The organism is Natronolimnohabitans innermongolicus JCM 12255 (assembly GCF_000337215.1).
Classification (GTDB): domain Archaea; phylum Halobacteriota; class Halobacteria; order Halobacteriales; family Natrialbaceae; genus Natronolimnohabitans; species Natronolimnohabitans innermongolicus.
In genome coordinates this window covers 1-20,775 of sequence record NZ_AOHZ01000079.1, presented here as the reverse complement: position 1 = coordinate 20,775, position 20,775 = coordinate 1, and the positions used below count along the sequence as shown (strand labels likewise).

The 20,775-nt window shown below is 63.1% G+C and carries 21 protein-coding genes and 1 tRNA gene; 6 read left to right on the top strand and 16 right to left on the bottom strand.

Features of this window, described 5'->3' with window-relative positions; translation table 11 throughout:
• The first annotated feature begins 87 nt into the window (after positions 1-87).
• Positions 88-624 (top strand): hypothetical protein, encoded by a 537-nt coding sequence (locus C493_RS16315; protein WP_007260578.1) that lies wholly within the window; start codon positions 88-90, stop codon positions 622-624.
• Positions 625-797: 173 nt separating this feature from the next.
• Positions 798-1,610 carry a hypothetical protein gene (locus tag C493_RS16310; protein ID WP_049889427.1) on the top strand — a complete coding sequence of 271 codons (813 nt, stop codon included), beginning with the start codon at positions 798-800 and terminating at the stop codon, positions 1,608-1,610.
• 455 nt (positions 1,611-2,065) lie between these two features.
• Here C493_RS16310 and C493_RS16305 read toward each other — a convergent pair.
• Both C493_RS16305 and C493_RS16300 read right to left on the bottom strand, forming a co-directional pair.
• A tRNA-Thr gene (locus C493_RS16305) sits at positions 2,066-2,139 on the bottom strand.
• Positions 2,140-2,244: 105 nt separating this feature from the next.
• Positions 2,245-3,225 (bottom strand): class I SAM-dependent methyltransferase, encoded by a 981-nt coding sequence (locus tag C493_RS16300; RefSeq protein WP_007260576.1) that lies wholly within the window; start codon positions 3,223-3,225, stop codon positions 2,245-2,247.
• Between the two features lie 158 nt (positions 3,226-3,383).
• Here C493_RS16300 and C493_RS16295 point away from each other — a divergent pair, with 158 nt between their 5' ends.
• Positions 3,384-3,812: a Rieske (2Fe-2S) protein gene (locus C493_RS16295; protein ID WP_007260575.1), complete on the top strand. Its 429-nt coding sequence runs from the start codon at positions 3,384-3,386 to the stop codon at positions 3,810-3,812.
• A 520-nt stretch (positions 3,813-4,332) separates the two neighbouring features.
• On the opposite strand, the gene C493_RS16290 is transcribed toward C493_RS16295, so the two are convergent.
• From C493_RS16290 to C493_RS16275, 4 genes are all read right to left on the bottom strand, one after another.
• Entirely contained in the window at positions 4,333-5,304 is a 972-nt protein-coding gene (locus C493_RS16290; protein ID WP_049889426.1) for a metal ABC transporter permease, read from the bottom strand.
• A gap of 2 nt (positions 5,305-5,306) precedes the next feature.
• Positions 5,307-6,056: a metal ABC transporter ATP-binding protein gene (locus C493_RS16285; protein WP_049889425.1), complete on the bottom strand. Its 750-nt coding sequence runs from the start codon at positions 6,054-6,056 to the stop codon at positions 5,307-5,309.
• Between the two features lie 65 nt (positions 6,057-6,121).
• On the bottom strand, positions 6,122-7,045 hold the full coding sequence (locus C493_RS16280; RefSeq protein WP_007260572.1) for a metal ABC transporter substrate-binding protein: 924 nt from the start codon (positions 7,043-7,045) through the stop codon (positions 6,122-6,124).
• 178 nt (positions 7,046-7,223) lie between these two features.
• Complete coding sequence (locus C493_RS16275) at positions 7,224-7,895, bottom strand: metal-dependent transcriptional regulator (RefSeq protein WP_007260571.1); 672 nt, start codon at positions 7,893-7,895, stop codon at positions 7,224-7,226.
• Between the two features lie 202 nt (positions 7,896-8,097).
• On the opposite strand from C493_RS16275, the gene dph5 reads away from it, so the two are divergent.
• Together dph5 and C493_RS16265 are read left to right on the top strand one after the other, a co-directional pair.
• Positions 8,098-8,937: a diphthine synthase gene (gene dph5 / locus C493_RS16270; protein ID WP_007260570.1), complete on the top strand. Its 840-nt coding sequence runs from the start codon at positions 8,098-8,100 to the stop codon at positions 8,935-8,937.
• Between the two features lie 141 nt (positions 8,938-9,078).
• On the top strand, positions 9,079-9,702 hold the full coding sequence (locus tag C493_RS16265; RefSeq protein WP_007260569.1) for a phosphoribosyltransferase: 624 nt from the start codon (positions 9,079-9,081) through the stop codon (positions 9,700-9,702).
• 85 nt (positions 9,703-9,787) lie between these two features.
• On the opposite strand, the gene C493_RS16260 is transcribed toward C493_RS16265, so the two are convergent.
• The 9 genes from C493_RS16260 to C493_RS16225 form a co-directional block, all read right to left on the bottom strand.
• On the bottom strand, positions 9,788-10,579 hold the full coding sequence (locus tag C493_RS16260; protein WP_007260568.1) for a TraB domain-containing protein: 792 nt from the start codon (positions 10,577-10,579) through the stop codon (positions 9,788-9,790).
• A 130-nt stretch (positions 10,580-10,709) separates the two neighbouring features.
• Entirely contained in the window at positions 10,710-12,059 is a 1,350-nt protein-coding gene (gdhB, locus tag C493_RS16255; RefSeq protein WP_007260567.1) for a glutamate dehydrogenase GdhB, read from the bottom strand.
• Between the two features lie 18 nt (positions 12,060-12,077).
• Entirely contained in the window at positions 12,078-12,218 is a 141-nt protein-coding gene (locus C493_RS22790) for a rubrerythrin-like domain-containing protein (RefSeq protein WP_007260566.1), read from the bottom strand.
• 96 nt (positions 12,219-12,314) lie between these two features.
• Positions 12,315-15,266, bottom strand: a complete 2,952-nt coding sequence (locus tag C493_RS16250) for a bacterio-opsin activator domain-containing protein (protein ID WP_007260565.1) — start codon at positions 15,264-15,266, stop codon at positions 12,315-12,317.
• A gap of 819 nt (positions 15,267-16,085) precedes the next feature.
• Complete coding sequence (locus C493_RS16240) at positions 16,086-16,958, bottom strand: YihY/virulence factor BrkB family protein (RefSeq protein WP_007260563.1); 873 nt, start codon at positions 16,956-16,958, stop codon at positions 16,086-16,088.
• A 103-nt stretch (positions 16,959-17,061) separates the two neighbouring features.
• Positions 17,062-17,268, bottom strand: a complete 207-nt coding sequence (locus C493_RS16235) for a DUF2196 domain-containing protein (RefSeq protein WP_007260562.1) — start codon at positions 17,266-17,268, stop codon at positions 17,062-17,064.
• Positions 17,269-17,403: 135 nt separating this feature from the next.
• Entirely contained in the window at positions 17,404-17,802 is a 399-nt protein-coding gene (gene msrB, locus C493_RS16230; protein ID WP_007260561.1) for a peptide-methionine (R)-S-oxide reductase MsrB, read from the bottom strand.
• A gap of 57 nt (positions 17,803-17,859) precedes the next feature.
• The gene (locus C493_RS23500; RefSeq protein WP_162832295.1) at positions 17,860-18,021 is read right to left on the bottom strand and encodes a hypothetical protein; all 162 of its coding nucleotides are present in this window, start codon (positions 18,019-18,021) and stop codon (positions 17,860-17,862) included.
• A gap of 145 nt (positions 18,022-18,166) precedes the next feature.
• Positions 18,167-18,754: an HTH domain-containing protein gene (locus C493_RS16225; protein WP_007260560.1), complete on the bottom strand. Its 588-nt coding sequence runs from the start codon at positions 18,752-18,754 to the stop codon at positions 18,167-18,169.
• 336 nt (positions 18,755-19,090) lie between these two features.
• On the opposite strand from C493_RS16225, the gene C493_RS16220 reads away from it, so the two are divergent.
• The gene (locus C493_RS16220; RefSeq protein WP_049889424.1) at positions 19,091-20,416 is read left to right on the top strand and encodes a PQQ-binding-like beta-propeller repeat protein; all 1,326 of its coding nucleotides are present in this window, start codon (positions 19,091-19,093) and stop codon (positions 20,414-20,416) included.
• 67 nt (positions 20,417-20,483) lie between these two features.
• Here C493_RS16220 and C493_RS16215 read toward each other — a convergent pair.
• The coding region (locus C493_RS16215; protein ID WP_007260558.1) for a hypothetical protein at positions 20,484-20,775 on the bottom strand (292 nt) is incomplete at its 5' end.

Sequence of the window (20,775 nt, the reverse complement as noted above, 5' to 3'; positions counted from 1 at the left end):
GAGGTGGGTGCCCGCGAACCGATACGACGGCTGATCGTCGCGCGGCGGCCCTGTGGATTATATACAGTGTCATGTGGGGGTACACACATGAGTAGAGACAGACTCCGCACCCGACGAAGTGTACTGGCAGCCGTCGGCGCGACGAGTGGCGTCGGATTCGTCGGTGCAACCGTTTCAGCGCAGGACCGAGATCCGACCGACTACGACCGTCCGCGAACGCTCGAGGACGGCGGGGTCGAAGTGACGATGCACGATTGTTCGCGCGTCCTCGTCGACGGCGACTCGACTCGAGTCGATCGGATCGACGTCCACGTCATGTATCCGCGCTACGGTGACAGCAGCGAGACGTGGCTGGACGTCCTCGACGATATCCTCACGGTCACCGGTTTCGATCTTCCGGTCGATATCAACGTCAACGCTCATCTCGACGAGTTCGATCCACCAGAGGGAGCTGCGATCATCACACACGTCGAAGTACACGGTCCAGACGGCGATACCGTGGTGAGCCACCGGTGGCCCACGAATGAGTGGGACTGTCGCGAGATCACGTACAGCGATATCGATCCGGAGGCCGCTCGAGAGGAGACGCCGATCGAGTACGAGTACGAAACGGCCCTCGAGTAAGTGAGACAGCGTTTGCTGACCGTTATTTCGCGCCAGCTTAATCGGACCGACTTCACTCTCGCCGATCACGTTTGGAAATACACAATCGGCTGTCGACTGTGATCGTGTGTCTCGAGCACTCATCGGCGAACGGTAGACGACAGCCGACCGATAGACGTCACTTTTATTACACCATGTGGCAACCTATTGATGTGAATCGGAGACAACTGCTTCTTGCGAGTGGGGTAACAGTGTCGAGTGCCCTCGCCGGTTGCGCTGGCGATGGGGATAACGATGACAACGACGCCGATGACGGGAGCGAGAATGGGGATGACAGCAGTAACGGTGATGAGAACGGGAACGGAGAAAACGAAACCGGGGAAGGCGGACCGGAGCGATCGGACGCTGGTGAACTGCGCTCACTTATAGAAACGCTCGACGACGACCCACTATTTGATCCCGGAACTGAGACGTTCTCCGGTAGCGGTGATTCGGTGACGGACGAGGTCACTCTTGAGAGTGCGCTGACGGTCGTCGTAGCCGATTTCGATGACGGTGGATTCGAGAATTATCAGGTCACCCTCGAGGGAGAATCTGACGAACTCCTCGTTAACTCACTCGAAGGAGGTCTGAGTGCGGGTGCAGTACCGACTTCGAACGGAGAGTATCTATTCGACGTCACCGCTCCAGCAGAGTGGGAGCTTACGGTCGGACAGCCGCTTGCACCGGACGAAGAAATTCGTACTCTGCCGGTCGAAGCAGCAGGTTCGGGGCCGGACGTTGTCGGTCCAGTTGAACTCGATGGTTCGATGACGGTCTCTGGAGAGCACGACGGTGAGGAGAACTTCCAGGTCCACATCTTCGACGAGGGCGATACCGACGTGTTCTCGGGCGAAATGGTCTTCAACGAGATCGGCGAGTACGAGGGTGAAACGTTGGCAGACTACTCGGGTATCTGTTGGCTCGACGTCGAAGCAGACGGCGAGTGGTCTCTCGAAATCGAATAGACCCGGACCGAGGTCGGCACTATTCCAAATGGCTGAATTTCGTATTTTATGGGACGATGGGGGTGACTACCTCGGAGTCGTCCGGCGACCGACGGTTTCCGTGATCACGAGACGCTTCGATTCTCGAATGGCTCGATCTCGAGGCGAGTCATGCACTCCAAAGAGTTTGTGGTAACAGTCCGTTCTACGGATCGCCTCCAGAGCAGACGTCCAGTTCGTAGGAATTGGTCGTCGCAGAAAGAGCCATAGAGGACTGTGAATCACGGTCGCAGCGAAGTTGCTCTCTGATTCAAATTCCTCCAAAACGGTCTTCCGGCTCGCGAGGTTGTTCGTCGGAAGAAAGCCGGAGGAGTGGATTGTGAACTACGCCCACTTCGCTCGCAACGCTCGCTCGTGGTCTCGTTCAAATCCTTCCAGTCGCTCTTTTGCTCCTCACGTCCGTTTGTCGCAGAAAGAGCCGGTGGAGGGATTTGAACCCTCGACCTAATCCTTACGAAGGATTCGCTCTGCCAGTCTGAGCTACACCGGCACACGGTCGCATCGGTGCGACGCGTCTACTCATTCGTAGGGCCGATACCAGCCATAAGGATTGCGAATCGTTTCGCTCGTGGGAGTCGTTCGCGTGCCACTCGAGTCAGCGCTCGAGTCGAACGTCAAGACAGACGTTCAGCTCGTGTGGCGCATAGGAGCGAACGATGCGTTCAGTCTCCACGGAAACGTCGTACTCGGGTTCGGCCGCCTCGCGAATCGCGCGCTCGCCCGGCCCGAAGGGGTCGTCCTCGTGCTGGATGTCGTAGTAGTGAATCGTACAGTCGTCGCCGGCCAACTCGACGGTCGTCTCGAGGAACGCGTCGGCGCTGTGGGGGAGATTCATCACGAGGCGGTCGGCCCAGTTCGCGTACTCGTCATCGATCTCGGTGACGTCAGCACGGATTGCCGTAACTCGATCCGCGACGCCGTTTCGTCGCGCGTTCTCGCGTAAGTACTCGATCGCGGTCTCGTTGACGTCGACGCCGACGCAGTCCGCGCCGCGTTTCGCGAAGGGGATCACGAACGGGCCGACGCCGGCGAACATATCGAGCGCGCGCTCGTCCTCGACGACCTGCTCGGCGACCCGATTGCGCTCGGTCGCCAGCCGGGGCGAGAAGTACACCGCCGCGAGGTCGAGCGCGAACTCGCAGCCGTACTCGCGGTGGACGACTTCGGTGCTCTCCCCGACGAGCAGGTCCCAGTCGCGAACTCGCGTCTCGCCTTTCACCTTCGAGGCCTTGTTCAGGACCGTCTCGAGGGGGAGATCCGACGCGACGATCGCGTCGGCGATCTCGCGGGCGCGCTCGTCGTCGTCTTCGTCGAGCAACGCCGCGCGCCCGAGGCGTTCGTAGGAGGGTTCGAAGCCGAGCACGTCGGCGGGCGTGGTCTGGGTCTCTCGCTCGTCGACCGGTCGGGAAACGACCTCGAGGTCCGCCGGAACGGCGTCGGGATCGGTGACGGGGATGTAGAGTTCCCCCTCGTCAACCGTGAGTTCGTACGCGTCGTCGATCAGGTCCGCGTCCGCGAGTTCCTGGCGCGTGGCCTCGCCCTCCTCGCGCGGCGCGCGGACGCACGGGACTGTCATACCCGAAGGCAGCCGTTCGGGCGCCGTAACGGTGACGTTTCGCGGCGCTCGAGCGATCGTCGTTCGCTCCTCGGTCGCTCGACTCGTCGATCTACCGACGTTGCGGACACTCAAAGCGACGTGAACCGTTTTGGGGATCCCCCACGAACCGAGTCGGTATGACGGAACTCACGACCGTCGAAACGGTCCACGAGGAGGGGTCGTGGCTGGTTACGGTCCGCGATCAGTACGGCGACTGCGAGGAGGTGATTCTCGTCCCCTGTGAGGACGGCGTCGAAGCGTGGATCAACCGCTGTACCCACGAATCCCAGCGATTCGACACCGGCCGCGGCGTTCCGATGCGGGAGGGTCGGATTATCTGTCCCAGACACGGCTCGATGTTCGACTCGTGTTCGGGCTACTGCGACAACGGCGAGGCCGAAGACACGACGTTGCCGTCGGTCGAACTCACGGTCCACGGCGACGGCCGGGTCGTCCTCACCGACGACGATTTGACGTTCGTCGGCGACGGCGGAATCGCTGACAACGACACCGACGGCGGGGACGGGGGCGACGGCCCGGCATCGACGTCGCACATCGGTTTCTGATGCTGCCGGACAGCACGAGTTGACGATCGGTTGTGGTGAGCAACGGGAACAGAAACAGCGTCGTCACCGTTTGTACGGGAGAGGGGAAGCGATAACGGACCGATCGAAACGGTTCGTGGAACCTCACTGAACGGCGACCTCGCGGGGTGGCCGTTGGACAGCACCGTCGGTTGGGGTGTCGGTATCGTCGACCACGACGATCCGTTGGCAACGAGATGACAGCGGGGATTGCGCTGCTGTCAGACGAGAGCGTGACTGACCACGCGCTCCCGGTCACACAGGAGCATCACCTGGCACTGCAGTGTTCCGGGACCGGAACACGAGTCGATTCCACACTCCGGCTTTCCGGAGTGCAGTCGTTGCTACGCCGAACTACCTATTAAAACTAGGGTTAGAAAATATTTGTTTTAGATTAGTCTAATTCTTTTATCCACGACATATGGTCAGCAGTCAACCGACCGAGAATTCCCGAGACGCGGCACGGCTAGTTCGTCGAGTTAACCGAACCGAGACCGCTCAGTTACGACTGGCTGCGCCCGGCAACAAGCGTGCCGAGGTAGATGAGAATGGCGGTGATAATGATCATCGGGCCGGTCGCGACGCCGAGATCGTACGAGACGAGGATACCGCCGAGAACGGCGATCTGGCCAAAAGCGATCGAGACGACGAGCGAGCGGTTGAAGCTACTGGTGACTTGCATCGCCGCAGCGACCGGAATGACGAGCATTCCGGCCACCAGAATCGCACCGAGGATCTGCATCGCCGCGACGACGACCAGCGCCGTCAGGACGATCAACAGCGTGTCGTAGAACCAGACGTTGATCCGTGCCAGCCGTGCCGCCTCACGGTCGAACGTGATGAACTTGAGCTGTTTGTGGGTCAATCCGATGGTGAGACCGACGAGTAACGCGAGGCCGACCATCAGCTGGACGTTCTCGAACGGAACGAACAGGATATCGCCGAACAGGTAGCTCTCGACGGTCGCACTGAAGACGACGCCGTAGGAGATTACCGCGATCCCCACGGCGAACCCGCCGGTGAGCATAATCGCGATGGGAATGTCTGCGTACCCGTCGGTTTTCACGGCGATGTACTGCATTCCCAGTGCAGAGATGGCTGCAACGACCATCGCCCACGCGAGTGGGTAGTTAAGCGCCGGGATGGATGCGCCGACGAACAGTCCGATCGCGACGCCACCGAACGCCGTATGTGCGAGGGCTTCACCGATGAGTGCCATCTGGCGATTGACGAGGTACGCGCCGACGACCGGTGCCGTAAAGCCGATGAGCACGCCCGCGGTGAATCCGTGGCGGATGAACGAACTCGTGACCAGCCAGTGCCCGTCGAACAGCGTTTCCATGCCGCCCCAGAACAGCTCGAACAGCGGCGGGAAGATCCAGACGATGAACACGCCGAACGCGAGCAACGTTAGCGGGATTCCGACCGCTAAAAGCCCGAGGCCCCGGCGCTGCCGGCCCTGCTCGACCGCCATCGTCAATCACCCCCTGCGACCTGTCTCGAGCTGACGGCCCTGGCCGAGCTAAACGCCTGCTCTAACGCGCCGCTCTCGAGGAACGTCTCCGTTTCGCTGTGTTCGTACAGCTCACCGTCCAGACAGGCCATCGTATCAGCGTACTCGCTGACGGTAGTGATGTCGTGTTCGATCAGGACGATCGTGATACCGTCCTCGTTGAGTTCGGTGAGGAGGTCGTAAAACTGATCGACGACGTCGGCGTCGACGCCGACGGTCGGCTCGTCGAGTGCGAGCAGGTCGGCCTCCGACGCCAGCGCGCGGGCAATGTACGCTCGCTGGCGCTGCCCGCCCGACAGGTCGCTTATCCGTCGATCGACGAACGGTTCCATCCCGACGTCCGCGATCGCCTCGTCGATGATGGCGTGATCTTCCGCCGTAAGCCGTCTGAGACCGGCGTGTGGGTATCGCCCCATCTCGACGACCTCACGGACGGTGACCGGCATCATCGAGTCGGCGTCCGTCGAGTGCTGGGAGACGTATCCCAATCGCGTGCCCTCGGTAAACGCCTCGACGGGTGTACCGAACAACTCGACGCGGCCGGAGTCCGGCGATCGTAAGCCGAGCATGATCTCTAGCAGGGTCGTCTTGCCCGATCCGTTCGGGCCGACCAACCCCAGAAACTCTCCCTCTTCGATCGACATGGAGACGTCTCTCAGTATTGGTCGATCGCTGTACGCGAAGCTGACGTTTTCGGCGGCTATAGCAGACATTGTTGTGTGATTTTTGTCTCAGTAGGGTATTTTATTTCAGCTGTACGCTCTCGGTCGGCGGTAGATCACTCGGCCTTGAGGGCCGTCTCGAGCGACGGAAGGTTGATCTCGTAGAAGTGATCCGTGTATCCCCAGTCCGGTTCCATCGTGATTCCCGTGTCGAGCTCCGGCGCTCCGTCGATCTGGGTTTCGACCGGCGTGAGCGGTAAGAACTCGGCGTCCGTCTCCTCGGCCAGCGACTCGGCGAGCCTCGCCGGTTCGCCGACGTCGTAGAGGACGTGGTCGATATCCCGTTCGTGCATGAGCGCTTCGACCTCCTCGACCTCGTCCGGACTCGCCGAGTCGTCCGGCGACGTCCCGACGGGTGACTCCACCTGGATACCGTACTGTTGGTTCCACCACTGGAAGGAGTCGTGCGTCGCGACGACGATCGTATCGAGCGTCGCTCGGTCGACGACGTCCTGCATGTCCTCGTGGAGTTCCTCGAGTTCCTCGTTGAACGCCGCCGCGTTGTCCCGGTAGTAGTCTTCGTTGTCGGGATCCATGTCGGCGAGTCCGTCGGCGATGTTGTCGACGCCGTCCTGACAGTAGACGGGATCCATCCACCAGTGTTCGTCGTTGTCTTCGGCGGGACTGTCGAAGAACTCGATTCCTTCGGAGGCATCGATCACGGTCGTCTCACCGTCCGCTTCGAGCTGTTCGGCCGCGTCGTCCTGCCAGGAAGCGAAGTCCCGCATGTAGACGAACCCACCAGCGTGATCGATGTCTTCGACCGTCGCCGGCTCGGGGTTCCAGTCGTGACCGTGTTCACCGACGGGGACGATGTCGAACGATTCGAGCGTGTCGTCGTCTTCCCCCGCGATCTGCCGGGTGAAATCCCAGAGCGCCGGCATCGATGCAATGACGGTGTTCTCGTCGACGTCGAGTTCCGGATCGTCGTCGCCGCCGAGACAGCCGGCCAGTCCCGCGAGGAGTGAGCCCCCACTCAAGAGCGCGAAATCTCTGCGTGATAGTGCGTCAGTACGTCCGTTCGGCTGCGTTGTCATCACCGCCACTTTCCGCCAACTAGTACAAGTATTTTCCGAACAAAATAGAAATATTAGCCTAGTCTAAATCGATGGGGCCGTAGTGGGCCAAGAGATTTATACTACGTGACAGTCCGTATTGCTACTTTGTTACGGCTCGAGCGCCGATACGCCGTGCGACGTGGGTCGGTAACGCGACGGAAGCGCCCGTCGACGACGGAACGACGGTCACCAGATCGATAGGCGACACTTCCTCGACGACGAGTCGCGTTCCCGGACCGATGCGGTGTCTCGAGAGGTACTCGCGAACGTCGGGATCGCGGTGTGGGACCTGCTCGACGGTCACGCGATCATCGGGTTCGAACTCGGTAAGTGGGGTGTACGGCGACTCGTCGGGCATCCGCAAGTCTGCGTCCGGAATCGGGTCGCCGTGGGGATCCGTCGCCGGTTCGCCGAGAAACGCCGCGAGCCGACGCGTAAATTCGTCGCTGACGTGATGCTCGAGGCGGTCGGCTTCGTCGTGAACGGCAGACCACGAGTAGTCGAGGTACTCCATCAGAAACGTCTCCAGCAACCGGTGGTTCCGCACGAGTTGGAGGACGACTTCCCTCCCACGATCGGTTAATTCGACGCCCTGGTAGGGCGTGTAGTTAGCGAGTTCACGCTCGTCGAGCGTGTCGAGCATACTCGTAACTGTCGGCGACGTTACGTCGAGCGCCTCGCTGATATCGCTCGTTCGAACGGGACGGCCGTTTTCGGTCTCGAGATAGTAAATCGCTTTGAGATAGTCCTCCGCGACCGGACTGAGATCCATCGATAGAGACTTCGACTAAGTGACTAAATAAATTTCCTATACCGAGCCGAAGAGTTAGACTAGGCTAATTATTTCACCAGTAGTTCGACTGGTTCGGTACCGGCATCGGAGCGTCAGTATCAAGAGACGGGACCGACGGGGCCCGTGGATGCGGTGGCTGCCGACTCGAAACCTTATAACGCCGTCTCGAACTATCACCCCCATGCTCACGTTCATCGGTCTCGGACTCTACGACGAGCGCTCGATCACCGTCGAGGGCCAGGCGGCGCTCAGAAGCGCCGACCGCGCCTACGCCGAGTTCTACACCAGCAAACTGATCGGCACGTCCGTCTCCGACCTCGAGGCCCACCACGACGTCGATATCGAGGTTCGCGACCGCGCGGGCGTCGAACAGCATCCCGAGGAGATTCTCGAGGCCGCCGAGAGCGAGGACGTGGCCTTCCTGACCGCGGGCGATACGATGATCTCGACGACCCACGTGGACCTCCGCCTTCGGGCCCACGACCGCGGCATCGAGACGCGGGTGATCCACGGCGTCACGGCGCAGACGGCGACCAGTTCGCTGACCGGCCTCCAGAACTATCGGTTCGGGAAAGCGACGACGCTGCCGTTTCCCTACGCCCACGGCGCGGAGGGACTCCCGGCGAGCGTGACGGAGACGATCGACGCGAACCGCGAGGAGGGCCTGCACACCGTCGTCTACCTCGACATCAAGGTTGGACAAGGTCCAACCAGCAGTCAGAACGCAAAGCGTTCTGACGACAAGGTCGGCCACGAGCGAACCGAGGACGACGAGTACATGACCGCCGACGTCGGCGCCGAGCTCCTGGCCGAGGAGTACCCCGACCTCGTCGGCGTCGTCGTCGCCCGCGCGGGCAGTCCGGACCCGCTCGTCGCGGCCGGAACGATGACCGACCTCGCCGAGCGGGAGTTCGGCGAGCCGCTGCACCTGCTCGTTATTCCGGGCGAGTGTCACCTGCTCGAGGCCGACGCGCTCGTCGAACTCGCGGGGGCGGACCGAGACGCGCTGGACGTCGTTTGAGACGGAACGCCGTACGATCTCTCGGCGCGTCGACCTCGAGAAACGGAGTACGTCACCAGTGACGCCACCCGACGAACGACCTCGCCCGTCGTGTGCCACGACAAACCATAGTGGCTGGCCGCCGTAGCTCGGGACAGGACGATGTTCGACGACAGAACCGACGCCGGCGAGCGCCTCGCCGCCGACCTCGAGTCTCGCGGCCTCGAGGCCGATCTCGTCGCGGGGATTCCCCGCGGAGCGTTACCCGTCGCACGGCCGGTTGCAGACGCGCTGGATACCACCCTCGACGTGGTGGTCGCCCGAAAGATGGGCGCGCCGGAGAATCCCGAACTGGCGCTCGGGGCCGTCGCGAGCGACGGCAGCGCCTGGTACAACGACGACTTGATCGATCGACTCGGCGTCTCCGAGAGCTACCTCGAGGACGTTCGCGAAAAAGAGGCGGAAAACGCCGCCGAAAAGGCCGACCGCTACCGCGAGACGCCCGGCCGTCCGGACCTCGCGGGGAAACGCGTGATCGTCGTCGACGACGGAGTCGCGACGGGCGCGACGGCGCGGGCCTGCCTTCGACAGGTTCGCGCCGACGGCGCCGCATACGTCGCGCTCGCCGTCCCCGTCGGCTCACCGCAGAGCCTCGCGGCCCTCGAGTCGGAGGCCGACGACGTGATCGCCCTTCAGGCGCCCGAGTCGTTCCGAGCGGTCGGACAGTTCTATCGCGACTTCGGGCAGGTGACCGACGAGGAGGCGGTCGCGTATCTGGATCGGTGATACGGTCAACGGAAGACTCGAAAAGACTCGAGACGGGACGAAACGGCACGGCACGGCACGGGACGGATCCCTGCTCCGCTCCCGATCACTCGATCGGGATCCGCGTAACGTCCCGGGACGGCGAGCGGATCGGGACGGTCACCGATTCCGACTCCGGCTCTGGCTCTCCCTCCGACTCGCCGGTCTCCGACTCGAGCGACTCCTCGTCCGTCGCGGACTCCAGTTGCGCGAGTCGGTCTTCGATTCCGAGGTGGTGACCGGCGCCGACGACGGCGACGACGTCGTACCCCTCGCGACGGAGCGCGTGGAGCCGGGCGGCCATCGACCGATCGCGGCGATCGATCATCACCTCGGTCAGTTCGGGAACCAGCAGTCGTAGCTGCTCGATCGCGGGCTGGACGTCCTCGCCGCTGGTGATCTCCTCGACGGAACGCGACAGCTGTTCTAACTGCCGCGCTTGCTGGTCCGGATCGAGCCGCTGGGCGCGAGAGACCAGTTTCGGGAGCAGTTCGGGACCGACGCGGGAGCCGAGCGCCTCGAGAGTCTCCGCGATCGGATCGTCGATGAGCGCGACGTCGATCCCGCGTTCGCCGGCGGTTTCGACGGCCGTCTCCATGTCGGTCTGGCTTGGATCGAGCCCGTAAAGGCGGACGATCGAGCGTTGAATCGTCCGTAACACGCCGCACGCGACGGCTATCACCGGCGGCAGGTCGGGATCGGATCGACGGTCGCCCTCGAGGCGTTCGTACCGGCGTTCGTCGAGTTCGACGGCGACGACGTCCGGCTCCTGGTCGCGGATCGTCTGACGGACGCGACGGCGGTGGGTCGGCGAGAAGTGAACGCTGGGCACGAGGGTGATCGATCCGGGCGAGGCCATGCTCTCAGGTAACGGTCGCCACGACCTTGAAACGGCGGCCTGCGCCGCGACTCGAGGCCGCTCGTCCGACGATGATTCCGGCGGCAGCGAGTGAGAACGGGGGTGGTAGCAGGGAGTCGCGACCCGAACGTCAGGGCCACAGTCCGCGGGCTTCGTGGGCGTCGGCGACTCGCGACAGCGCGACGACGTAGGCCGCGTCGCGCCAGCTCACGTCGCGGGCCTCGACCTCGTCACGGAGTTCGGTCCACGCGCGGACCATCTCCGACTCGAGTTCGTCGTGGACGCGCTCGAGGGACCACTTGCGGCGGTTGATGTCCTGGAGCCACTCGAAGTAGCTGACGGTGACGCCGCCGGCGTTGGCGAGGATGTCCGGGACGACGTGGACGCCGCGTTCCTCGAGGATCGTATCGGCGGCGAACGTCGTCGGCCCGTTCGCGCCTTCGATGACGATGTCGGCGCCGATCGCGTCGGCGTTGTCCGCGGTGATGACGTTGCCGACCGCGGCCGGAACGAGGACGTCGACGTCCAGTTCGAGCAGGTCGGCGTTCGGAATCTGCGTCACGTCGGTCTCCGCGGCGTACTGCGTGACCGCCTCGGGCTCTTCGTCGTGGGACGGGATCGACGCAACGTCGATGCCGTCGGGGTCGTAGATTCCACCGTTGACGTCCGAGACGGCGACGACCGTCGCGCCCCACTTCGAGAGCAGGCGGGCGGCGCTGGCGCCGACGCTACCGAAGCCCTGGACGGCGACCGTCGTCTCGGAGAGCGGGTAGTCGTAGTAGTCGCACGTCTCGCGCGTGACGATGGCGACGCTGCGGCCGGGGGCTTCCTCGCGGCCGTAGGAGCCGCCGATAACGGGGGGCTTGCCCGTGACGACGCCGGGGATGGTCTCGCCTTCCTGCATCGAGTAGGCGTCCATGATCCAGGCCATCGTCTCCGGATCGGTGCCCATGTCGGGCGCGGGGATGTCCTTCGTCGGACCGATGGCGTGGCGCAGTTCCTGGGTGAACCGGCGCGTGAGCCGCTCGGTCTCGTCCTCGCTCAGGGACTTGGGGTCGACGACGATGCCGCCCTTGGCGCCGCCGAAGGGGAGGTCCATCACGGCGCACTTCCAGGTCATCCACATCGACAGTCCGACGCACTCGTCGCGGGTGACGCCGGGATGGTAGCGCAGCCCGCCCTTGTACGGCCCGCGAACGCTGTCGTGCTGGGCGCGGTAGCCGGTGAAGACGTCGACGGAGCCGTCGTCGCGCTGCAGCGGGACGGTCACCTCGTGGACCTTCGCCGGATGTTTCAGCCGTTCGATGGCGGCCTCGTCGACGTCGACGTGGGTCGCGGCGCGCTCGAGTTGGCGGCGCGCGGTCTCGAGGGCGGTCTCGGATTCGTGGTCGGCGGTCGATTCGCGTTCGGAACCGGCGTCGGCTGCTCGGTCCGTTCGGTGCGCTTCGTCGGATGCTGTCGACTGCGAGTTCGATGCCATAGAATTCAGGAAAGTGGATTATTCGATCGGTGTACCGCGATTTCGCATGTCTGCACCACAGTCGGGACAGCGCGTCGGCGTCGCTGCACAGACGACGGTCCCGCAGTTGAAACACTCGTACATCGATTCCTCGCCGGGGGTGAGCTGGACGTCCCTCATAGTGATTGGTGGTGTCTACTCCATTTAGGAATAATAAGGATATTAAGATAGGAGTGTCCGTCAGATAACTAGCCCCCCCGATCTTCAAGGGGTTCACTATTCAACTACTCGAGCAGTACTTGCCGGGACACCGAGCTCGTCGAAGAGGATCGTAAAGAGCTTGCGCTGAACCGTCCGGACGTGTCGGTAGAACGCCGCCGGTGAGATCCCGAGCGCGCCGGCGACGTCCTCGCCGGACTGCTCCCGAGGCGAGGCGAAGTAGCCGCCGTAGTACGCGAGCTGGACGACCTCGAGCTGGCGGTCGGTGAGCCGATCGAGCAGTTCGGTCCGGAGGTCCCGCGCCGTCGTCCGATCGACGGTTCGCTTCGCCAGGAGATCGACCGCGGAGAACGCATTCGAGACGACGTCGACGCTGCCACGCGAGTCGACGGCCGGCGGCACGTCCACGACGACGCGCGTCTCCGTCGGCGTCGCTTCGACGCTGCGGAGGACGACGCCGTGATCGGCCAGTTGCAACGCCAGAAACGGCGGCGAAAGCTCGAGGAGGACGGTTCCCGTCGTCGTCCCGTCGCCGTTGTCGTCGACGTCCGCCGCGAACTCGTCGCCACCGATCACCTGCACCGCGTCGACGGTGACGAGATCGGCCGCCGCGTCGACAATGGCGGACGGCGACGCGTCCTCGACGGTCGCGAACACCGCGGCACCGCCTTCGCGCAGGCGAACGCCGCCGTCGAACGAGATCGCGCAGTCGGCTCGTTCGGCGAGCCGCGAGAAGACGAACCCGTCGTCGTCGACGTCGAACTCGAGTCGGGTCCGCGAGTCGGTCAGCAACGCCTGTTTCCGTTCGACGGCGGCGATCGCGGAGGCGATCGTTTCGCCCAGTTCGGTGAGGACGGTTCGGGTCACCTCGTCGAACGCGTCGGGTTCGTCGGCGTAGACGGTCAACACGCCGTAGGTGAACTCGTCGTAGGCGAGCGGCACGCCGGCGACGGACTGATACTCCCGCGAGAGCGCCTCCGAGCGCCACGACTCGTCGCGGAGTCGATCGACGACGTTCGAGACGACGGTCACCTCGCGGTCGGCCGCCGTCCGCGCCGCGGGTTCGACCGCGTCGGCCAGCGAGAACGAAACGCTATCGAGGTAGTCTCGACCGCGGCCCGCGCCGCCGTGAGAGGTCGGCTCGAGGCGCTCGCCGGCGGCGTCGGTCGTCCCGATCCAGGCGAATGCGAACCGGTCGGCGGACGTGAGTCGCTCGCAGACGGCCGCTTCGATCTCCTCGCGAGTTTCGGCGCCCACCAGCGCGGTGTCGATCTCGCGGATGATCTCGTTGATTCGGTTGAGACGACTGAGCTTTCGGTTCTGACGTTTGAGCTCGCGGTCGCGCTCGCGGAGGCTTCGTTCGCGTTCGACCCGGTCGAGGGCCGCCTCAGCGGTCGCCGCCAGGAGATCAGCCAGCTCGCGGTCGACCTCGTCGAAGGCGTCGGTCTCGGAGGAGCCGACGATGAGCACGCCGTGGTCGCCAAGCGGTACGAAACCGGCCCCCTTCATATCAGTCGTCGGCGTCGACCACGCGTCCGCGTCGGTCACGTCGGCGAAGAACCGAGCGTCACCGCCGACGAAGACGCCGCCGGAAACGCTGTCCTCGGTGGCTCGCTCCCGCGAAAGCGGGCCGTGAAGCCGGCGCATCCCCGACGACGCGGCGACCGGCTCGAGGACGTTCTCGTCGGTGTCGAAGAGGTACGCGGCGCTCGCCTCGAGATCGAGCACGTCGGTGGCGTCCTCGACGACGATATCGGCGATCTCCCGGTCGGTCTCGGCGTAGAGCAACTCGCGCGTCGTTCGGTGCAGCGCCGTCAACGTCTCTTCGCGGCGCTTTCGCTTCGTCACGTCGCGACAGCTATAGAGGATCGTCCCACCCTGGATCGAGACTTCGCGGACGTTGACCAGCAGCGTGTGCTCTCGCCCCGCACGGTCGGTCGCCGTACACTCGATGTTGGTCAACACGCCCCGCTCCTCGAGTTCCTCGCGGTCGAAGAGGTCGGGCCCAAGCAGCTCGTCGATCGTCCCCATCTCGCTGATCTCCGCGTCCGTGTAGCCGAAGATGAAGTGGACGTTCGGGCAAACGTAGGTGAACTCGCCTACGTCGTTCGTAATAAGGACCGTATCCGTCATGTTGCTCAGCGTCACCCGGTGGAGCTCCTCCGATTCGCGGAGGTCTCGCTCGAGTCGAACCCGGTCGGTGACGTCCGTCGCGCGCGCGAGCAGGGAGACGACGGCGCCCGACTCGTCGCGTACCGGCCGGATCGCCACCTCGAGGGTTCGCGGCTCGTCGGGCTCGTCGCCCCCGTCGGTCGTACCCCTAACGGCGATTTCACGGTGAACGACGGTTCCGTTGGCCGCCCGATCGATCGCGTGTCGGAGCTGTTCGATTCCCGATTCGGCACAGCGCCACCACGGCTGGTCGGGAAACGGGTCGCCGCGGACGTCGGCCTCGGTCGCATCGATCGCCTCGAGTGCAGGTCCGTTGGCCCGACGAACGCGGCCGTCCGGCTCGAGAACCCACGCGTACCTCTCGGCGTCGTCGAAGACTGCGCCGAACTGTCGAGCCCGCCGTCGACGCTCGCGGCGATCGCGTCCGCGTTCGACGGCCCGCCGGATTGCATCGGTGAGTTCCGCCTCCGAGTGGGTGGTCGGCACGTACTCCGTGGCGCCGGCGGCGACCGCGTCGCCGGCGAGTGTCTCGTCGCCGTCGAACGGGGCGAGGACGATCGGTAGATCGGGATCGCGATCGCGGATCCGTTCGACGAGTTCCAGACCGCTGCCGTCGGCGAGTCGCTGGGCTGTTACCACGCAGTCGACGGCTCGCTCCGCGAGCGCCTCGAGAGCTCCGGACAGCCCCGCGACGCGGTCGACGTCGACGGTTTCGGAATCGCCCTCGAGGCGTCCCGCAGTCAGTGTCCGCTCGTTTCGCGACGCCCGATCCGACGGATCGCTCGCGCGCTCGACGACGAGCACCCGAGTATCGTCGAAAGTCCGTTCGGAATCCATTCGATGCCCATTGGGGCTCCCGGGGATAGAACCCATCGCTTCGTCTCGTCTGCTGGAGCCCCCGTCTGTCGGGCCACACCGGCAAGACGGGAGACACCGTCACTGAGACGCCGTGGCATGACACGCGAACCGATATCCGTGCCTCCCTCGAGACCCTACCCGCGGCTATGCGGTCGCCGTCACCGTCGACGACCGGGAGCCCGCAGGCGTGCTCGAGACCGTCCGCGGTTCGATGGCCTCGATCACCGCCCGCCACGAGGTGCCCGTGGTCCCCAGTACCGGTCAGACGCACCTCGTCGACTACGCCGTTCGGCTGGGTCGAAAACACGTCGAGGATCCGTCGAGTCGCCGACTCCCGCCCGGGTCGGTCTCGAGGCGCGTCCAGCCGACCTCGAGCGAATCGACGGAATCGGCGAAACGCGAGCGCAGACGATCTATTCGGCGTTTCGGAGCGCGGCGAGAGGAAGCGGTAGGGGGCGTCCGAGACCACCGTCTCACTCCTCGACGCGTCGATATCCGTCGAGGAACGCGGTTGAACCCCGATAGCGGACGGACGCACCAGCGAGACCGACGAGCAGAAAGCGCGCCGGACCGCCGATCACCGGCAGAAACCTGACGAGCGCGAGCCAGCGCGAACCGCGGCCTCGAGAAGTACTCCGGTCACCAGAACCGTTACCCAGGCAGCGAGAGCCCGATCACTACGGCCGTTCCGGCGTGACACAGGGTGTTCGCGATTGCCGACCGGAGCGGGGATGATCTCGGCGGACGGTCACGCGAACGAACAATAACTCCCTCGATCGTATACTGGCAGTAAGCTGACTACTCGAATAGGCCCGCATACTTCGACCACACCTCCCGCATCGGCACCCAGCCGTCTTCTGGGTTGACGCGGTCCGCGAGCACGGCGTTCAAGACCGCACCGAGCAGGAGACAGAGCCCGCCGAAGTAGACCCACGTCAGGATGATCAACACGGCGCCGGCGATACCGAACAGATCGACGCTCTCCGAGGTCGCGACGTAGAGTCGGAAACCGACCGCCAGCGTCGTCCACGAGAGCGCGGCGAATACGGTTCCGGGAAGCACCTCGGTGACGGAGACGTCCACCTGCGGAAAGAGGTAGTACATCGGCAGGAAAACCGCGGTCAACAGCGCCCCGAGGAGCGCCGCAGTCGCGGCGGTCGCCGCGACACCGCCGAGAAACACCGAGAGGCTGATCCCGACGACGCTGACCAGCACTACTCCGACCGCCACCGTCAGCGTCACGAGCACCACGTCGAGCGCGGTGACGAGCGTGACCATCGCCGCTGTGTTCACGTACGACTCCTGCATTCGAGAGCCGTATACGTCCGTGAACGCACTGTTGACTGCCTGGAACAGACGAACGGCACTCCACAGCAGGATCAGGAACGCGAGAATCGCCGCCCGCAGCCGATCGCCGGCGCTGCCGGCAACCTCCTCCAGACCGCCGTCGGTCACCGCCCCCTCGAGTCCGGTCGCCGACTCGAGGGCGACCACCAGGGGCTCGAGGGCGTCGACGAGGGTGATGGCGACCAGCGCGAGGATAACCAGCGGAACCAGCGTGTTGAACCCGTGGTAGGCCAGGCCCGCGGATTTGACGCTGATCTGGCGCTCGCGGGCGACCGCGGTGACGTCGCGAACGAGTTCGACGTAACTCCGACTCGAGTCGGCCATATGTCGATATCGACGACGCTCCGGAAATCCGTTTGGCCGGCAGGTCGCCGCCGGCGGGCTGCGAGTCGCGCTATCGAGCTGGCAAAACGGAGCGGACGGCGATTCACTCGTCGTGGAGCACCGACTGCACGTGGCCGACGACGCCGTTTTTCAGTTCGACCTCCGGCCCCTCCGGTTCGTCGCCGTAGACCGTCGCGACCTCACCGACGACGGGCTCGGTATCCGTCGATTCCACGTCCTGATCGCCCTGAACGACTTCGACGGTGATTCCCTGCCGCAACTCCTTGGCGGTCGGTCGTTCGTCGGACATACGCGTTGCTGTGTCAGGAACGTCGAAAAGATTCGTGCCTGCAGTCGCGTCGGTCCTCGAGCGGGGTCCTCGAACGCGGTCCAACGACGGGACCGGTCGACGGGACCGACGCGATGACTCGAGCGGAAAAGCGCATTACTCGTCGAAATCGAGGGCCACAGAGTTGATGCAGTACCGCTTGCCCGTCGGCTCGGGACCGTCCTCGAAAACGTGACCGAGGTGGCCGCCGCAGTTCGCACAGACGACTTCGGTGCGTCGCATTCCGTGGCTGGTGTCCAGTCGCGTCTCGACGTGACCGTCGTCGACGTCGTAGAAACTGGGCCAGCCGCAACCGGATTCGAACTTCGTCTCGGAGTCGAACAGTTCGGCGCCACAGCCGGCACAGACGTAGCTTCCGTCTTCTTCGTGGTCGACGTACTCGCCGCTAAACGGTTGTTCAGTGCCCGCTTCTCGCAGGATGCGGTACTCCTCGTCGCTTAGCTGCTCGCGCCACTCGTCGTCGCTCGCGGGAAGGTCGTCCGGTTCGGAATTCATATTCGACCGTACGTGCGAGGCGCCCAAGAGTCTGTCTGCATCAGCGGAGCGTATCGGCTATCGTGCCGTGATCACGTCTGTGCTGTGACACTCCGGACACTGTGTCATCCGCCCCAGCTTCGGAACCTCGATCCGAAGCCAATCGTCACCGCCGCCGGGCGCTTCGAATCCGCAGTTTCGACAGCGAGAGTGGCCGATGGTTGCTGACGTGCTTGCCATACCGAACGTATGATACTCTGTGCCATAGTCGTTATGCACCCTGAGATAGACTCTCACGATCAGTTACGGACTACAGGGGGCGTCTCGATGCATCCCGCGAGACGTCAGGCGACGCCGTCGGCGCTATCGATCGCAGTTCGTCCCGTCAGTTGGGCCGAGAGAACGGTGGCTCGAGCTCGTCGCGACGGGTGTCGGCCGCTCGGTTCGAGGGTTGGCCGGTCGTCGATTCGCCGGCGCACTGGTCCCGGTCGCCGTCCGCCTGAGTCGGGGTCTCCGTTTCGTCGGTAAGGACCGCCAGTCGGTCGGCGACGTCGATCGTCTGCTCACCGTCACGACAAGGGGCGACGTGGAGCAGTTCGTCGTCCTCGTCGAACTCGGCGAGGGCGACTGTCGGAAGCCGCCAGACGTCGTAGGAGTCGTCCGCGAGTAGCGACTCGATCTGCATCGTCCGGAAGAACGGCTCGAGACACCGATCAGTGCGGGTAGCCCAGGATTCAAACGCTTCGAGTCGTGTTTCGATCCGGCGAAGTTGCGGAATCGACGCTGTGCTGGTCGGTCGATCGACCTCCACCTCTCTCCCCCAGACGCCGACGGTCACCGATTCGATCGACATGTTCCCCTCGAGGTCCTCGAGTCGCTCGAGCGCGCGCTCCTGTGTCGGACCGGCTTTTGTGGGTGCGAACGACCGGATCCAGAGTTCGACTGCCGCCGGAGATGTGGTATTGTTCGACACGCCTGATCGTCGTGAGTGACGTCGACAGACGAGTACAAAAGTGTTGGCGGTACCACCACTACCCCTGAACTGTCGTTATAGGTCGTCTGTGGGCAATTTACGGCTTTCACTCGTGCTGGTACTCGGAGAAACGAGGCGACTCTCCGTTCATCGACGCGGATCTTCACCACATGGACGACGCCGTGGCGGTCACGCGAACCGTCGACCGTGGGGGACGCATCGTCGACCCCAGCCGCTGGGTAACTGGTTGATGTTGCTTTCGATAATTTCCGATTCGCAATCCAGTTTCCTACCCTATATTTTTATTTACTAGATGTTTGAATAGCAACGCATACAATGGGCGGACGACCGATCCAAACGCGTCGCCAGTGGCTTGCCGCCTGCGGAACGGCCGTCGGCGCCGCGGCGCTTGCAGGCTGTACAGGAAGCGACGACGAGACGACTGACGATTCCGATAATATTGACTCGACCCGAGAGACCAACGGTGACGAAACAACCGAAAACGGGGGTCTCGGAAGTTTGAGCGGCGCTACGTGGCCGATGTCGCGGTTTACTGCTGGCAATCGGATGGTGACCGACGACTGGAGCGGCCCCGACGGTCCGCTCGAGGAGAGGTGGACGTTCGAGACAGACGATGGCGTGGCCGTCTCTGGACCGGTCGTTGGCCACGGATTAGTCTACGTAGGGACGGAAGGATCGAAATTATATGCAATCGATATACAAACTGGAGAGATCGAATGGGATCTGGATGCTGAGGAACCAGAAGGACCGCTAAACGTCGAATATCCTCCGACGACACCGGCGGTAACCGACAATATTGTATACTTCTTAACAGATTCTCTCTACGCATTAGATCCTACTAGCGGAACTGAACTCTGGTCGATCACTTTCAACTCACGGAATCCAGGCCACATTCGGGTAGCTGACAACACCGTCTATGTACATAACGACGAAAAATTATATGCAGTGGATTCCGATGCAGAAGCCATTATCTGGGAGGAAACAATCAGTGAAGTGCAACATATTGCAGTCGGGGCCGACGAGACGCTCTACGTATCACACAAAACAAACAACGGACACGATTACGAAGTTGTAGCCTTTGACGTCGAGAAGGACGAAGCAGTCTGGACCTATTCCCCGCCGGGGAACGTCGATACCGGCCGAGAGTTGATGGTCCGTGACGGGATGGTCTATACGCACGAACTCGATACCGTGCTGGCGATCGATGGAGAAACGGGCGAAGGAGAGACGATCGTCGTCTATAATGACGACGGCGACGGGTCCGTTGCTGCCGGTCGAGCACCAACTATTGCAGATGATATCATCTATTCGGCAGGCGTCTTCGACCAACGTGCCGTACTTACAAGGAAGCTAGACACAGGTGAAGAACCTCAGTCATGGGATACAAGCGAACTTCCACCTGGACCGACTGGACGCCGGTTGTTCGTATCCGACGATACGCTCTATACTTGGCGTGGCTATGGATATGTGGATTTGTACGCCCTCAACCCGAAAACCGGAGAGTCCCGTTGGTCGTTCAACGTTCGTGAGCACCAAGAGATGGCTCGAGGGACGGTTCAAGGATACGCGATTCTCGAGAATGTACTCGTTTACACTATCGAAGGAAATTATAGTGTCGTCGGCACTTTTGAATCAGCCTGAGCACACCGACAGAATCGGTTGTGTAGAAAGTGGTCCACCGTTCAACTATTGGTGGTAGATTGTGGATTTAGTCTTCCTTTTTGAGTGGCCCAGTTTCATTATATGTAGTCGTCTCTCCATCATAGCCTAGAGTAAGATCCTGCTCGCCAAGATCATTCAATAGGTCATCGAAATCAGGCTCCCCGTCAAACGGCGGGTCTCCAACGTTCGGCGGCGCTCCAGCTTTCATCGGCATGAGTCCGGGCATAGCGATGAACACCTCGAGGGAGGTGTCGAACGCGATCGGTTCGACGTCGCCGATTTCGTGCGTGTCGCCGTCGCCGAGGGCGACCTCGACGGTCATGCGATCTCGGACGTAG

What these genes read in the sequence shown, in the direction of transcription:
- C493_RS16250 (WP_007260565.1), bottom strand. Translation starts at nt 15,266, where the DNA reads ATGGATTCCGAACGGACTTTCGACGATACTCGGGTGCTCGTCGTCGAG.
- C493_RS16265 (WP_007260569.1), top strand. Translation starts at nt 9,079, where the DNA reads ATGTTCGACGACAGAACCGACGCCGGCGAGCGCCTCGCCGCCGACCTC.
- C493_RS16235 (WP_007260562.1), bottom strand. Translation starts at nt 17,268, where the DNA reads ATGTCCGACGAACGACCGACCGCCAAGGAGTTGCGGCAGGGAATCACC.
- gdhB (WP_007260567.1), bottom strand. Translation starts at nt 12,059, where the DNA reads ATGGCATCGAACTCGCAGTCGACAGCATCCGACGAAGCGCACCGAACG.
- C493_RS16240 (WP_007260563.1), bottom strand. Translation starts at nt 16,958, where the DNA reads ATGGCCGACTCGAGTCGGAGTTACGTCGAACTCGTTCGCGACGTCACC.
- C493_RS16260 (WP_007260568.1), bottom strand. Translation starts at nt 10,579, where the DNA reads ATGGCCTCGCCCGGATCGATCACCCTCGTGCCCAGCGTTCACTTCTCG.
- C493_RS16295 (WP_007260575.1), top strand. Translation starts at nt 3,384, where the DNA reads ATGACGGAACTCACGACCGTCGAAACGGTCCACGAGGAGGGGTCGTGG.
- dph5 (WP_007260570.1), top strand. Translation starts at nt 8,098, where the DNA reads ATGCTCACGTTCATCGGTCTCGGACTCTACGACGAGCGCTCGATCACC.
- C493_RS16290 (WP_049889426.1), bottom strand. Translation starts at nt 5,304, where the DNA reads ATGGCGGTCGAGCAGGGCCGGCAGCGCCGGGGCCTCGGGCTTTTAGCG.
- msrB (WP_007260561.1), bottom strand. Translation starts at nt 17,802, where the DNA reads ATGAATTCCGAACCGGACGACCTTCCCGCGAGCGACGACGAGTGGCGC.
- C493_RS16315 (WP_007260578.1), top strand. Translation starts at nt 88, where the DNA reads ATGAGTAGAGACAGACTCCGCACCCGACGAAGTGTACTGGCAGCCGTC.
- C493_RS16220 (WP_049889424.1), top strand. Translation starts at nt 19,091, where the DNA reads ATGGGCGGACGACCGATCCAAACGCGTCGCCAGTGGCTTGCCGCCTGC.
- C493_RS22790 (WP_007260566.1), bottom strand. Translation starts at nt 12,218, where the DNA reads ATGAGGGACGTCCAGCTCACCCCCGGCGAGGAATCGATGTACGAGTGT.
- C493_RS16300 (WP_007260576.1), bottom strand. Translation starts at nt 3,225, where the DNA reads ATGACAGTCCCGTGCGTCCGCGCGCCGCGCGAGGAGGGCGAGGCCACG.
- C493_RS23500 (WP_162832295.1), bottom strand. Translation starts at nt 18,021, where the DNA reads ATGGCAAGCACGTCAGCAACCATCGGCCACTCTCGCTGTCGAAACTGC.
- C493_RS16275 (WP_007260571.1), bottom strand. Translation starts at nt 7,895, where the DNA reads ATGGATCTCAGTCCGGTCGCGGAGGACTATCTCAAAGCGATTTACTAT.
- C493_RS16310 (WP_049889427.1), top strand. Translation starts at nt 798, where the DNA reads ATGTGGCAACCTATTGATGTGAATCGGAGACAACTGCTTCTTGCGAGT.
- C493_RS16285 (WP_049889425.1), bottom strand. Translation starts at nt 6,056, where the DNA reads ATGTCTGCTATAGCCGCCGAAAACGTCAGCTTCGCGTACAGCGATCGA.